This window comes from Flavobacterium hydrocarbonoxydans, assembly GCF_009789235.1.
Taxonomy (GTDB): Bacteria; Bacteroidota; Bacteroidia; order Flavobacteriales; family Flavobacteriaceae; genus Flavobacterium; species Flavobacterium hydrocarbonoxydans.
The window spans coordinates 245,300-258,365 of sequence record NZ_WSTB01000004.1 but is presented as its reverse complement, the minus strand read 5'-3'; the positions used below and the strand labels follow the sequence as shown (position 1 = coordinate 258,365).

Sequence of the window (13,066 nt, the reverse complement as noted above, 5' to 3'; positions counted from 1 at the left end):
TTTATTCTTTTTTAGTATTTGTTCTTAGAATAGTCTGGATAGCAACTCCCAGCTTCCCTGAAAACTCTTTTGCTCCGGCTGCATTCAAATGAAAACTATCATAAAAGTAATCTGAATTCTGAGCTATAACATCATGAGAAAAATCTATAAAAAAGATATTCTTATTTTTTTCCTGAATCGCTTTCAATTGTTTTATTAATGGATTTCTTAGAGGATCGTAAATTATATTCAGACGTTCTTTGTATTCTGGAGCCCATACAAAAACAAGCAGTGTATTCTTATTCATTTTTGTTTGATAAAAACGAATCATTTCATTAAGTCTTGCCTGATTTCTAGCATTAACTTTTTCTTTTTCCTCTACATCTGATTTTAATTTATCAAAATTATGCAAATCTAACTTAAATGATTGTTTTTTAGGCGAAAACCCGAAACATAATGACTCGGCTGGCAATTGGTTACTGACGTTTTCTACTAATCCTGTTTTTAGGATTGAAAAATTCTGATTGTATTTTAACAAAGGAAAATAACCAACATAACTAAACTTATGGTCGAATTTACTAATGAGCTTGTTGATTTCAGGATTGTTTATAAAAGGAAAAAATTGATCCTCATCAGGCAAAACCTTACTTTCCTTAAAATTGGCCAAATCAATATTTTGGATGATAACTTTGGGAAAGCGATTGTTTTTCAAATAAATTTCAAATTTTGATTTTTGTAAATTATAACCTCCTGCATTGAATCCCAGATTTTGAGTTTTGAGTTTTGTTTCTTTTAAAATACTCCTTGTATCATATGAAAATTTAGCTCTTGACGATCCATTAATAACAATAACAGCATTAACTTCACCTTCAAGAATAGCATTCCAATCAGCATAAATACTGTTTTTTTGCTCTTTCAAACCTTTATCACTTAGAAATTGAATACCAAAAGTAATCAGGTAAGCAATCATAATAATACTCATTAAAAATAAAATGAATTTTTTCATAATAATCTAAAATTGAAAATAAATAAATTCATTTTTTAACCCAAACTGTCCAAATAAAACAATCAATATAATGACAAAAATTAGTTTAGTTTTATAAAATCCTTTATATATGGGACCGCTGTTCTCCTTATTAATCCATTCAATTACATTAAACAACAATAATAATATTATTAAGTTTATACTTAAATAGGATTTAGCTTCTGAAAAATTAAAATTTAAAAGAAAAATTCTCTTTACGTAACCAATAGCATTTCCGATAGAATCAGACCTAAAAAAAATCCAGGCAAAAGTAGTTAACCCAAATGTAATTAAAATGCTTATCAGAGCCTGGATACTTTTTAAATTTGGTTTTAATTCTATTGCCTCTAAATTATTTCTATTTTTATTTAACAGCAATAAAGGCAAAAAGTAAATGGCATTTAGCAATCCCCAAACAATAAAAGTCCAGTTTGCACCATGCCAAAATCCGCTAATTACAAAAATGACAAATACATTTCGAATCTGCACGAATTTAGAACCTTTGCTGCCACCTAATGGAATATAAATATAATCTCTAAACCAGGACGAAAGAGAAATGTGCCAACGGCGCCAGAACTCGGCAATGTCTCTTGAAAAATAAGGATAATTGAAATTTTTCAATAAGTCAATTCCAAATAGTTTTGAAACCCCTAAAGCAATATCTGAATACCCTGAAAAGTCCCCATAAATCTGAAATGCAAAATAAACTGCCCCTAAAATTAGCGACAAGGAATCCATATTTTCGTAATTATCAAAAATTTGATTGGCAAAAACAGCACAACTATCTGCTATGACAACTTTTTTAAACAATCCCCAAACAATTTGTCCTATTCCTTCTTTTGCCTTTTCAAAATCAAATTCTCTTTTTGTTTTTACCTGTGGCAATAAATGTGTGGCTCTTTCGATTGGTCCTGCCACCAAAAGCGGAAAATAACTCACAAATAAAGAGTAATCTACAAAATTATATTCGGCTTTGATACGCTTGTAATAAATATCAATTACGTACGATAAACCGTGAAAGGTATAAAATGAAATTCCGACAGGAAGAATAACTTGTAATAAAATCGGGCTGGCTTTTACCCCTACAGAATTTAATAATTCTGAGAAAGAAGACGCAAAAAAATTATAGTATTTAAAGACTCCTAAAAATCCTAAATTGACAATAATGCTTAACCAAAACCAGAATTTTCGACTCTTGTCTGATTTTCCTCTTTCGATTTGAATTCCGGTATAATAATCCAGGAATGTGGAGAAAACCAACAAAAAAAGAAACCTCCAGTCCCAACAGGAATAAAAATAATAACTGGCAACAATTAATAAAGCGTTTTGAGTGTTTTTGGTTTTATTAAAAACAAACCAGTACAGAAAAAAAACGACTGGAAGAAAAATAGCAAAAGCTACAGAATTAAAAAGCATATTATTTTAAGATAAAATCAATACTATCCCAAATTTTTTGAGAAGCATCAATAGGTCTTTCACCTACAATTATTTCAAACCATTTTTTACCATCAGCTACGCTTGAAGCTTTCCCATCGAGTATATCTTTAACTTTTTGAGTCAGCATCGTTTTATCTTTAATCCATAAAGCAGCCTCATTTGTGGGCATAGATCTAAAATGAATATACTTGTAATTTTGTCCGATATCACGAATTCCTTTTTTTAATTGTGGCTGTTCATAATCAAAAAACAAGCATGATTTGTTGTGCGCTACAAAATCAAAAACCATTGACGAGGCAATATTGGCTACAAATTCAGTATGTTCACAAACATTTGCCTGTAAAGCAAAATCCTCTTTCGTTGGCATTATTTCGTTCCAGCTTGTTCCAACCGGAGTCCATAAAGGGTCAATGCTGACAATAACATCTTTGTATTTTTTTAAAACCGATTCATAACGATCTGTAAAATCAACAGGGCATTTTCGATAGATAATTCCCAACGAATATCCCTGATTATTTAATTCTCTGACAGAAATTGCCAAGTCTTCCAGATAAAATTGGTCTAGCGGAGAAGTTACAATATCATCACCTGAAAAGCAGATGTATTTTGTGTTTATATCTAATCGATGGTTTTCAAAAAAAGTTTCTTTGGTCTGTAAAAGGCTTTTATCAAAATGGCTTTCAAACTGCGGGGTACCAGTTACAAAAACCTGGCTCTCATCAACATAAGGAGAATATGTTAATAATTCTTTTTTCATATGTTGACTCCAGACAAAATAATAGTCTGTCTCAACTAAAGTCATTGCTTTAGGCAGATTATCCCAGGAAAAAATAAATGTTCCTGTTGGAATTCCTAAATCCTGTGCTGCTAAAATTGGTGAAATGGCCTGAGTTGGGCGCTGATTGGTACAAAATACAAAATCCGGTTTATGTTCCTGAAGCTGTTTTTTGCAATGTTGGTATTTGGTTGTTGTACGTTCTGCTTTTTTTATTCTTTCACGTACAAATTGTATTCCTTTAGTGTTGGATCCAAAAAATGTTAACGTATCAACCATTACGCTTTTAAAAACGTTTTTTATTCCGAAATAAGAATGTGGAAAATTATAGGTATTATAAACTGTTTCTTTAAATTTTTTATCATAAAAATTTAATTCCATGCGTTTGCGGGCTCTGGTGTAAACCGTGGTAAAAGGATGCAATGTTGTATCCTGAATTTTTATTTCCTTAAAACCCAGTTTTTCTGTAATAGAAAACGGCGTATTATTCCAATAGATAATATCAAAGTCTCTATTTTCACCAATATTTTTAAATGCTGTTAAAGCAAAATTGCGAAGTCCAACACCATCTGGAAGAAAGACAAATATCTTTTTTTTCATTTTTAATAATAATCGAATGATTGATTTTTATGAAATAGACTGCTATAAAAAAGGGCAAACTTTCATTAATCCGTTACACAATTCATCTACAGTTTCTTTTTTGGGCAAGCTAGGTAAAACTGAAAAAAGGTGCTCTAATTCAATATCTTTGTAAGGAATATTTTTTATCTCAGGCTTATAAAATGGCAGCTTAACTGACTCATAATAATCCTTATATTTGATATCATCTCCAAAAACCTTATCTGAAAATTTTTGCCAGACTGCAGGAATCCCATAAGCGTGGGCAATTATAATTCCGTGTAATGAAGAGGAAATAATTTGTTCGCATTGCAAAAACTCTATCGTTTTTGATTCGATATCATTTGTCATCATATCTATCAGTAAAACCTTTGGATTGTCCTGAAACCAATGCTGCACTAATTTATAATCATTGTAATGCGGAACAAAACCGTATTTGTATTTTTTTTCAATATCGGGATGAAAATATTTTGGCAATAATAAAGCCGGATCGCCATAAACTTCAGGAACATTGTAGCCCAGATTTAATAAATGTTTACGTGTTTGTGGCCCGCGAACAGCTAAGAAAACTGCTTCTTTAACATTGGTTTGTGTATCAATAATTCCACTGCCCCAAACAATACATTTATGATTTACGTTTGCTAAAATGCTCCCAATTGTAACATAAATGGGCATAAACCAATCCAAAATTGAAAATTTTTTAGGCCAGGCAAAAACGACATTTTTCTTTGAAATTTTCTCAACAAGATATCTTCCTAAAACATCTCCGTAATTTTCTTTTGATTTTCCTTGAATTACTTTTTCATTCCACCAAAAAAGTCTAATTGTGTTTAAAAAAAACATCTTTTTATACTTTTTGGTTTTTCAATTTATCTCTTTGAACCTGCTCAATTGGAAGTATATCCGAAGATTTATAAGTCAATGCCTGATAAACTGCCTCTAAATCACGGCTTAATTTTCGTAACCCCATTGGTTCTAATGAAGCGGCATGATCAGTTCCTTTCCAGGTTCTGTCTATCGTATAATGTCTTTCTATAATATTAGCTCCCAGAGTATAAGCCGCAATGTCAACAGCAATACCTAAATGATGCCCTGAAAACCCAATATGCTTTACTAGATCCCCGTATTTTTGTTTTAATAAATTTATATCTAACAAACATACGTCTTCAAAAGGAACCGGATATCCAGAGGTACAATTATATAAAACTAAATCTTTATTGCGTCCTTTAGCGGTGAAATATTCTACCAAAATATCTGTTTCATTTTTAGTCGTCATCCCAGTAGAAATATGAATTTCACCTGAATAATTATCGCATAGCCAACCCAGCATTTCAAAATTATTATTACAAGCAGAAGGAATTTTAATAAACTCCGGATTAAGAGATGCTATTTCTTTAGCTGATGTTGTATCCCAGACAGAAGTCGAATATGTAATTCCTATTTCGGAACAATACTCTTTTAATTCCTGATGTTGTGCTAAGTCAAATTCTAGATATTCTCTATGTTCTCCATATGTATTACCATACGAATTTGAAGCATTAGGATGTGGAGCGTGATATTGCTCTTCTGTTAAAAGTTCTTTATTATTACGTTTTTGAAATTTAACGGCATCAGCATTTCCAAAAATCTTAGCAATTTTTATTAATTCTTTTGCTATTTCCATTTCGCCTTTGTGATTACAACCAATTTCTGCAATAACATAAGGTTTTTTAAATTCTTTCATAACGTTTATTATACTTTAAAATAATTTCGCAAGTTTCTCTGATTGCTCCGTTTCCGGAATCATTATTCAAAACGTAATCTGCATTTGTCTTTACAATCTCTGTCGCATTTGATGGGGCAAAAGACCATCCTACGCTGCAAATATTAGCCAAATCATTTACATCATCACCAACATAAGCAGCGGCACCAAAACTACTATTTCTATCTAAAAGAAATTGTCTTAAAAATGAAAACTTATCCTTAACACCTAAAAAAGTATTCTTTATTTGTAATTTCTTCATTCTCTGGGCAACTAACTCAGAATTTTCTGAAGTTAAGACTATCACTTCAACTTGATTTTGTCTTATAATTTCTAACCCCATACCGTCACGCATGTCAAATTTCTTTGCTAATTCTCCGTCTGGACTGTAATAAACGCTACCATCTGTAAAAACACCATCTACATCTAATATTAAATAATCGATTCTTTGATGTATTTTACTCTTTTTCAAACGTTCTGCCAGTAGCTTTTCGACTATATCCCAATCACTCAGACTATCAATTTCTACAAGTGTTTCTTCAGGCATTTTGACTAAACCAATAGTGCCACTAATTCTATTTTTCGAATTTAAGAAAGCTTCTTTTGTAGTGGTATAAACGGCTCCGTTTTCTATTAGCAATCCACCAAAATCCTGTCGTCTTGGTCTCTTGAAAACATCATAATTTTGCGAAGTCCCATCTGCATTCCAAGTAAAACGATGTGTATTAACAACTGTTAGTGCTGCGTCTTTTTTATTTTGAATAATTTCATTCAAAGTAGCATTTATATCACTTGCCAAAGTCATTGGCGAAGTAGCTTGTAACAAGGAAAGTATGTCAAAATCTTGATTTATATTTTCTGCAAACTCAAGCAAAACACTCTCAGTTGAGGCAATATCAGAAGCATTTTCTGCATTTCTTAATAATGCTTTTACTTTTGATGACCAATGGTATTCTCTTTCTACATAATCAATTATTTCCTGGTCATCTGTAAACACATAAACCTCATCTAAATCTGAAAAAATTGCCTCAGTTAATACCCATGAAAAAAGGGGACGCCCTAACATTTTTTTCTTATTTTTTCCTGGAATTCCTTTGGATCCTTTACGTAAGGGTATTATAGCTGTTTTTTTCATTTTTTCATTACAATATTTACAATATTATCTAGAATATAATTTATTTTTTTCAAATAAGCTTTTATCACTTTTTTAAGTAATTTATATAAGCTAATATTTCGTTGCCTTGTTGAGACAAGTATTTGAGGATAATTTGACATTGAATACAGTTCACAAAATTTATTACCGAATTGCGAAGGATCCCTGTAGGCTTTCAAGTCATACTTTTTTGTTAAGAGACTGAAAATTGATTGATCATGTCTATGTTCAATAAAGTCTTCGTAATTAGGGAATCCCAATTGATTAACTTCATCCATTAAAATTCTTTCATCTTGAGCAAAATTGAGCCATTCATCCAAAAATTTAATTGTGAAATCAGATTTCCTCCACAAACTAAAACCTGCTAATCTTTGTTTTGAATCGATTGTTTTTGAATTATCACAATCCATTAATATAAAACAATCTCTTTTTGTCCATTTTTTTCAATTTGCTGAAGTTCAAACGGTATAATGTCTTGATTTTTTTCAGTACTCTCTAGTAATTCATTTATTGAATTTAAAAAATAGCTTCCTGAATCGCAATAAAACAAAAGTTCTCCTTCTTTAATATTCTGAAGTGCCTTTTTAATAAAATAAGGCTTCCATAGCCAATATCCATTACCTCTCTTCTTGTCTAAAATATTTTTGTTCTTATTATAGAAACACTCATCAATATCATTTGGAGAAAAAGAGATTACTTCTTCAAAACATCCTATTTTTATTGCTGATTTTGTGTTAATTTTTTGTGACTTTGTATAGTTTTTATCAGCATAATTCACCAATACTATCTTAGACCGATTGCCTTTCAAACTATTCTTAACCCTCATTTAAGTCTTTTTTATTGAATGAAGTTTTAAAACTATTTTATTTAAAGTTTTTTCTCGTTCAGAGTTCACTAAAGAAATTCCTTTTTCACTAATTGCATTATAAACCTGAATACATTTATTCATTCTGATTACAAACTCTTCTGATTTCATATTATTAACAAAATCAAATAGTTCATTGGGAGAATTAAAATCAGCATAATCTATAAAGCTATCTTCTGGAAAAATTTCATACGCATTGGTATTTTTAGCATAGTAAATAGGTAAACAATAATTTTGAATGCTATCCCAAATTTTCTCCGTCATATAATTAAAACTGGCTGTGTTTTCAAAACATAAATTAAAATTATATTTATTTAGAATTTTATCTTTACTGCCTACCCAATCTCCATCTCTTGAATCTTCTTTCGAAATTCCTTTAGGCCAGCCCTTACCGTAAACATCCATTACCATTGCTTTGTTTCCTGCTAAAGCGATTTCGGATCTTAAAGCAATGAGGTCAATATTTTCATTGTTACAGATTAATGGACTTGCTTCAATCCCTTTATAATAAGACATTAAAGTTCCTATTTTATTTGATTCTAATAAAAAATCATCTGGTAAAAATTCTAATATTCTATTGATTTTCCTGCAATGAATCGAAATATTGGTAACAAAAACGTCTCTTGTATAAATATTCATAAAATGACATTTGACTAAACCCAATAAATATTTTTCTTTCGACACAAAATGAGTATCAAACCTAGGCTCTAATGTCCATACCAAAAATTTATTTCCAAAAATAACTCGCCAAAAATGCTTTTTTAGGAACTTAAAATTTTGAGAAATTATCACATCAGCTTCTTTAATATCAGTAACAATACTAATATTATTTTTCTTTAAATAATCTAAATCTCCAGGCTGGTAATCATCAAATGGAGTATATCTGAAAGAAGATGCTTTATATAATTTTATTGGATTCATTTAAGTTGATGTTTTTCCTGATTGATTATTATAGTTAAAATTAATTTTAACTATAATTATTTTATTGCTTTTATCAAAATTGTACTGATAAGCTACATTTTTATATTTCTGAATTATTTCTTGCAAAATTATATCATTAACTATTGGCAAAGGCAAAAAATTAAAATGCTTTTTTCTGAGTATTTTTTTTGTGAAATTTCTGACATTATCCTTAAAACCAACATCTTCAATACGTATCGAAGCCAATTTCTTATCAAAATTATCCAATTGCCCCATAAGAGCATTAATCTCTGTATCAACAGGTTTTATACTAATTTGAGCATCTGGTTCATCGTTTAATTTTAAATAATCACTTTCATTTGGCAAAATGCCCCACTCATTATCTAAATTTACTTTTGTGATTTTATTTCTTTGAGAAATTTGAATATAAGCGTGATTTATTTTTTCTAATTTTGAATGGAAAGGTTCTGTACTTTCTTTAGAACGATATTTTTTGGAATGCCATTGATGTAGTAAAAAAATATCTTTATCATAAAAAACAATCTCTTGTCCGGCATTTTTTAGTCGAATGTGTACATCTGTATCTTCTGCACCCCAGCCGTGATAAAATTCATCGTACCCATTGATATTTTTTAATATCTTTGTTGGAAAAAGGGTTATTCCGGTAGCCTCTTTCGATGATAAATGATTGATTTTGTAATCTTCAAAAGGTTTTTCTTTTTTAGATTCGGCTTCTCCTAAAAATCCAACTTGAAAATAAACGGCTTTATATAGAGATTTTATAGTTTGTAGATTCTCGAAAAAATCCTTTCGAAATATCATATCAATATCTCCTACCAAAAAATAAGGGTTGTTTGTTTGCTTTAAAACAATATTTATGGCTCTGGATTTATTCCAGAGTTGACCTTGAACCGGACATTTTATTAATCTTATTTTAGTATATAACAAAAGCATTTTTTCTAAAGAAATCAGATAATCCAGTTGAGAACCAAAATCTACTAAGTACAAATCGAAATTAGAATTTGATTGCATTGATAGTGAATCAAAACACTTTTTGATAATTCTTAAATCACGATTTCGATTGGTAAGTACTACTGTTATCAATTAATAAAGTTTTTTATTTGTTCTGCAGTTAAGCCTTTACTTTTTAAAATAAATTTATAGAAGCTTTTTATGGTAAACAATTTTCTGAACAATTTTTCGGTTAAAAAATACTTTAACTTTTTTCGTTTAAGTACTGGTAAGTACTCATAATTTATTGCCTTTTTTTCTTTATTATATAAAATATCAAATTTATCTCCCATCCAATCTTCATAACAATTACCCATGTGATAGGCATAATTATCATAAGTTGCTAGTCTAAAACCTCCCATTTTAATAACTGGTAAATCTGTATATTCTGATTCACTATTTCCTCCTAATTGAAAAATGGTGTTTTCTTTCGGTATACAATCAAACACTTCTCGTTTATAGGTAACTACAAAATGAGAACAGCCCAGAACAGCAATAGTTTTATTTTTTGCTTCTAAAGTTGCAATTGTATCTTTATATATACCATCTAGCCATTTCCAGCCAATACTTTTGGCAAATTGAGTCATGGCTTCGGGATTTTTTACTTTTCTAAAATACAATTTTTTGGAGAATAAATAACGGAACCAAATATTACAAGTAAGTCTTAAATGTGTTCTAAATATGGGCACAGGGCTTACAGATCCTGCTTTTGGAAAAGCTTCAAAAACTTTTAAAACCGCTTGTTCCCAACCATTATCAAACAAAACATCGGCATCTGTAATCGTAATTAAACGTTCGTTGGCTGTTCGTAGTGCCTTAAGAATGCTATTGATTTTTCCTATAGGTTCTTTTTCGATAATCAATTCATCAATATTGCCTTCTTGATGTAATCGAAATAACTTCTCATTAATAATAGCAGAACAACCGTTGCTTATAACCGATATTTTAATAACTGAATTGCTGGTTTTTAAAACAGATTGTAAACAATAACTAAAAATTTGAAATGCATCCTTATAATAATTGTCTTCGTTTGGTATATGTAACGGAATTATAATACGATGCGATGATTCATTCGCAGACAAAACTATATCTCTTGATGGATTATTACCTTTTCTCATTTGTTAAACGGGCATGCTTTTAATAATTCATTTTGTCTAAATTCTAATAACTCTTTATTAGGCAACAAAATTTCCTTGTTTTCTACAATTAGATTTTTAATAAATTCAAAGCTTAAATTTTGAACTTCATTAGCTAACTCTTCAGAATAATTTATCCCAACAGACTCAAAATAGTCATAAAACTTAATATTATCTCCTGACAATTTATTTGAAAATTTATTCCACATTGCTGGAATATTATAAGAGTGTGAGACAATTAAACCGTGAAGCGATGATGAAATTATATTGGAACATTCCAGAATTTCATTCGTAGTTGTTTCTACATTTAAAGTCAACAAATCGATTACTTTAATTCTAGATTCGTTTTTAAAAAAATCTTGTACTTCCTCAAAATCAACATAATGTGGTATTATGCCAATTTCAAATTTTTTAACAACTTGATTGTTTTTAAACAAAATAGGCAGTAAAATAGCTGGATCACCATATACTTCTGGGGCCTCATAGCCCAAATCAATAATTCGCTTACGAGTTAATGGTCCTCTTACTGCCAAAAACCTGGCATTTCTTACATTATCATTTTTTTTTATGATTCCGCTTCCCCAAACAATAGTGTTAACGCTTGCAGTATTAATAATACTTCCAATAGAAATATAATTTTTTACAAAAAAATTATAGATTCTTGATGATGGGTATTTGACTTTTATAACAATCCCTTTAGAAAGTTTTTTAATTATATATTTAGACAACAAATCTCCATAATTATCTCTGTGATCTGATCTTTTAAGCGAACACCAATACAAAAAAATAATTTTCATTAATAATTAAATTTTTGAGGTTTTGAGATCTTAAAACGTAACATGAAAAATAACCTTTTAAAAGCATAATAGATTTGTACAAAACTTCTAGTAATGATTCTGTACAATGCCATTATAAAACCTTTGAATGCAGAACTTAGTGCGTCCTCTTTATGCCAAATTTGATAATTACCTAAAACATCTCTTGTAAATCGGAAATATTCTTGTGCTGGAGTTCTTTTTATATCATAATTAAAAACTACAGGTGCAAAATCAATTTCGTAATCTGCTTTTAAAACTCTTAAAGTCCAGTCTTTGTCTTCAAAAGTGGGTACGTTTTCGTCAAACGGAATTTTTTGCCAAACTTTTCTGTTAAATGCAGATCCCGAAAAAATTAACCCAGATTTATTTGGATCTTTTTTAGCATCAATTCCTTCTATATAGTTTTTATAGTCGTTTGTTGAATGTAAACAGCGTAATCCAGCTAGATTTTTATTAGCGTCAAATTTTTGTTGAATTACTTTAAAAAAATCTGGGCTAACAGGATACGAATGTGCGCTAAAAATAACCACTATATTATTTGATGCTGATGAAGCCGCTAAGTTTGCACTTCCTCCATAACTGAAATCTTTGATAGTAACAAATTTTGCCTGATAGTAATCGGCTATTTTTTTACTATTATCAATTGATAAATTATCGATTACAATAATCTCTTCGATATCATTAGAATAGCGTTCTTTTAAATTTTTTAGTAAAAATTCAAGTGCCTTTTCCTGGTTTTTGCTTCTAATTACAACGCTAATCATACCTTTCTTTTGATTTTAGAATATAATTTGAATAGAAAATTATTTTTTATTTTTTGATTAAACTCTTTCAAAATTAAATTTTCGTTGTAAGCTATAATCGGATTGGGAAAGAATTTTTTATAAATTTCTTTGTGCTTTTCATAAACATAATCGTATAATCCGAAATAAAAATCCGGATTTTTTTGAAACGAATTGCTCAAACTGCCATTATTATGTTTTCTGTAAATAAACATAAGTTCTGGTATTTTGTAAACCTGACTTTTTTCGTTTAAAATTCTTATCCAAAATTCCCAGTCTTCAAACGACTTCATATTTTCGTCGTAACCTCCGGCATTTTCCCAAGATGATTTTTTAAAAGCTGAAGAACATACAAAACAGTTTCGAACTAACAATTTTTTATAATTATAATTAGGTAATTTCAACTCATCATCACTTGCTCCAAAGAACTGAATTCTAGAAGTTACTAATTCAATTTCTGGGTTTTTAGAAAATGCCTTAATTATATTTTCTAAATAAGCCGAATGAATTTTATCGTCAGAATCTAATGGCAAAATATAGCTACCGTGACTTATTTTAATTCCTGCATTTCTTGCACTTGGCAAACCTCCATTTTCTTTTTTTAAATATTTAAAGCGTTCATCTTTGTCACACCATTCCTGAGCGACTTCGTAGGTGTTATCAGGACTTCCATCATCAACAATAATACACTCCCAATTTGTATAAGTCTGGCTTAATACAGATTGTAGCGTTTCTGGTAAAAATTGTGCTTGTTTATAACATGGCACTATAACCGATATTAAGGTTTGATTAGGCATTGCTTTTTA

Annotated in this window: 14 protein-coding genes; all 14 read right to left on the bottom strand. The window is 29.9% G+C overall.

The window, feature by feature from the left end; translation table 11 throughout:
• Position 1 precedes the first annotated feature (1 nt).
• Genes GON26_RS09090 through GON26_RS09025 form a run of 14 tightly spaced genes read right to left on the bottom strand, consistent with a single transcriptional unit; the run spans position 2 to position 13,057 of the window.
• Entirely contained in the window at positions 2 to 985 is a 984-nt protein-coding gene (locus tag GON26_RS09090; RefSeq protein ID WP_160374496.1) for an SGNH/GDSL hydrolase family protein, read from the bottom strand.
• Between the two features lie 6 nt (positions 986 to 991).
• Entirely contained in the window at positions 992 to 2,419 is a 1,428-nt protein-coding gene (locus tag GON26_RS09085) for an MBOAT family O-acyltransferase (RefSeq protein ID WP_160374495.1), read from the bottom strand.
• Position 2,420: 1 nt separating this feature from the next.
• Positions 2,421 to 3,815: a glycosyltransferase family protein gene (locus GON26_RS09080; protein ID WP_160374494.1), complete on the bottom strand. Its 1,395-nt coding sequence runs from the start codon at positions 3,813 to 3,815 to the stop codon at positions 2,421 to 2,423.
• Between the two features lie 42 nt (positions 3,816 to 3,857).
• Positions 3,858 to 4,676: a polysaccharide pyruvyl transferase family protein gene (locus tag GON26_RS09075; protein ID WP_160374493.1), complete on the bottom strand. Its 819-nt coding sequence runs from the start codon at positions 4,674 to 4,676 to the stop codon at positions 3,858 to 3,860.
• Positions 4,677 to 4,680: 4 nt separating this feature from the next.
• Positions 4,681 to 5,556 carry an N-acetylneuraminate synthase family protein gene (locus tag GON26_RS09070; RefSeq protein ID WP_160374492.1) on the bottom strand — a complete coding sequence of 292 codons (876 nt, stop codon included), beginning with the start codon at positions 5,554 to 5,556 and terminating at the stop codon, positions 4,681 to 4,683.
• The gene (locus GON26_RS09065; protein ID WP_160374491.1) at positions 5,543 to 6,709 is read right to left on the bottom strand and encodes an acylneuraminate cytidylyltransferase; all 1,167 of its coding nucleotides are present in this window, start codon (positions 6,707 to 6,709) and stop codon (positions 5,543 to 5,545) included. The genes GON26_RS09070 and GON26_RS09065 overlap by 14 nt, the downstream gene beginning before the upstream one ends.
• Positions 6,706 to 7,137 carry a hypothetical protein gene (locus GON26_RS09060; protein WP_160374490.1) on the bottom strand — a complete coding sequence of 144 codons (432 nt, stop codon included), beginning with the start codon at positions 7,135 to 7,137 and terminating at the stop codon, positions 6,706 to 6,708. Before GON26_RS09060 ends, GON26_RS09065 begins: the two co-directional genes overlap by 4 nt.
• On the bottom strand, positions 7,137 to 7,553 hold the full coding sequence (locus GON26_RS09055; RefSeq protein ID WP_160374489.1) for a hypothetical protein: 417 nt from the start codon (positions 7,551 to 7,553) through the stop codon (positions 7,137 to 7,139). Before GON26_RS09055 ends, GON26_RS09060 begins: the two co-directional genes overlap by 1 nt.
• A complete protein-coding gene (locus GON26_RS09050; protein WP_160374488.1) occupies positions 7,554 to 8,513 on the bottom strand; it encodes a glycosyltransferase family 10 domain-containing protein in 960 nt (319 codons plus the stop codon).
• Positions 8,514 to 9,617 (bottom strand): glycosyltransferase family 2 protein, encoded by a 1,104-nt coding sequence (locus tag GON26_RS09045; RefSeq protein ID WP_160374487.1) that lies wholly within the window; start codon positions 9,615 to 9,617, stop codon positions 8,514 to 8,516.
• Positions 9,614 to 10,642, bottom strand: a complete 1,029-nt coding sequence (locus tag GON26_RS09040; protein WP_160374486.1) for a glycosyltransferase family A protein — start codon at positions 10,640 to 10,642, stop codon at positions 9,614 to 9,616. The genes GON26_RS09045 and GON26_RS09040 overlap by 4 nt, the downstream gene beginning before the upstream one ends.
• Positions 10,639 to 11,457, bottom strand: coding sequence for a polysaccharide pyruvyl transferase family protein (locus GON26_RS09035; RefSeq protein WP_160374485.1), 819 nt, complete (start codon positions 11,455 to 11,457; stop codon positions 10,639 to 10,641). The genes GON26_RS09040 and GON26_RS09035 overlap by 4 nt, the downstream gene beginning before the upstream one ends.
• Positions 11,457 to 12,242 carry a glycosyltransferase gene (locus tag GON26_RS09030; RefSeq protein ID WP_160374484.1) on the bottom strand — a complete coding sequence of 262 codons (786 nt, stop codon included), beginning with the start codon at positions 12,240 to 12,242 and terminating at the stop codon, positions 11,457 to 11,459. The genes GON26_RS09035 and GON26_RS09030 overlap by 1 nt, the downstream gene beginning before the upstream one ends.
• A complete protein-coding gene (locus GON26_RS09025; protein WP_160374483.1) occupies positions 12,239 to 13,057 on the bottom strand; it encodes a glycosyltransferase family 2 protein in 819 nt (272 codons plus the stop codon). The genes GON26_RS09030 and GON26_RS09025 overlap by 4 nt, the downstream gene beginning before the upstream one ends.
• Between the last annotated feature and the right edge of the window lie 9 nt (positions 13,058 to 13,066).

Excerpts from the sequence above, each read along its gene's own strand:
- GON26_RS09060 (WP_160374490.1), bottom strand. The coding sequence starts at position 7,137 with ATGGATTGTGATAATTCAAAAACAATCGATTCAAAACAAAGATTAGCA.
- GON26_RS09065 (WP_160374491.1), bottom strand. The coding sequence starts at position 6,709 with ATGAAAAAAACAGCTATAATACCCTTACGTAAAGGATCCAAAGGAATT.
- GON26_RS09040 (WP_160374486.1), bottom strand. The coding sequence starts at position 10,642 with ATGAGAAAAGGTAATAATCCATCAAGAGATATAGTTTTGTCTGCGAAT.
- GON26_RS09085 (WP_160374495.1), bottom strand. The coding sequence starts at position 2,419 with ATGCTTTTTAATTCTGTAGCTTTTGCTATTTTTCTTCCAGTCGTTTTT.
- GON26_RS09055 (WP_160374489.1), bottom strand. The coding sequence starts at position 7,553 with ATGAGGGTTAAGAATAGTTTGAAAGGCAATCGGTCTAAGATAGTATTG.
- GON26_RS09030 (WP_160374484.1), bottom strand. The coding sequence starts at position 12,242 with ATGATTAGCGTTGTAATTAGAAGCAAAAACCAGGAAAAGGCACTTGAA.
- GON26_RS09025 (WP_160374483.1), bottom strand. The coding sequence starts at position 13,057 with ATGCCTAATCAAACCTTAATATCGGTTATAGTGCCATGTTATAAACAA.
- GON26_RS09080 (WP_160374494.1), bottom strand. The coding sequence starts at position 3,815 with ATGAAAAAAAAGATATTTGTCTTTCTTCCAGATGGTGTTGGACTTCGC.
- GON26_RS09070 (WP_160374492.1), bottom strand. The coding sequence starts at position 5,556 with ATGAAAGAATTTAAAAAACCTTATGTTATTGCAGAAATTGGTTGTAAT.
- GON26_RS09090 (WP_160374496.1), bottom strand. The coding sequence starts at position 985 with ATGAAAAAATTCATTTTATTTTTAATGAGTATTATTATGATTGCTTAC.
- GON26_RS09050 (WP_160374488.1), bottom strand. The coding sequence starts at position 8,513 with ATGAATCCAATAAAATTATATAAAGCATCTTCTTTCAGATATACTCCA.
- GON26_RS09075 (WP_160374493.1), bottom strand. The coding sequence starts at position 4,676 with ATGTTTTTTTTAAACACAATTAGACTTTTTTGGTGGAATGAAAAAGTA.
- GON26_RS09035 (WP_160374485.1), bottom strand. The coding sequence starts at position 11,457 with ATGAAAATTATTTTTTTGTATTGGTGTTCGCTTAAAAGATCAGATCAC.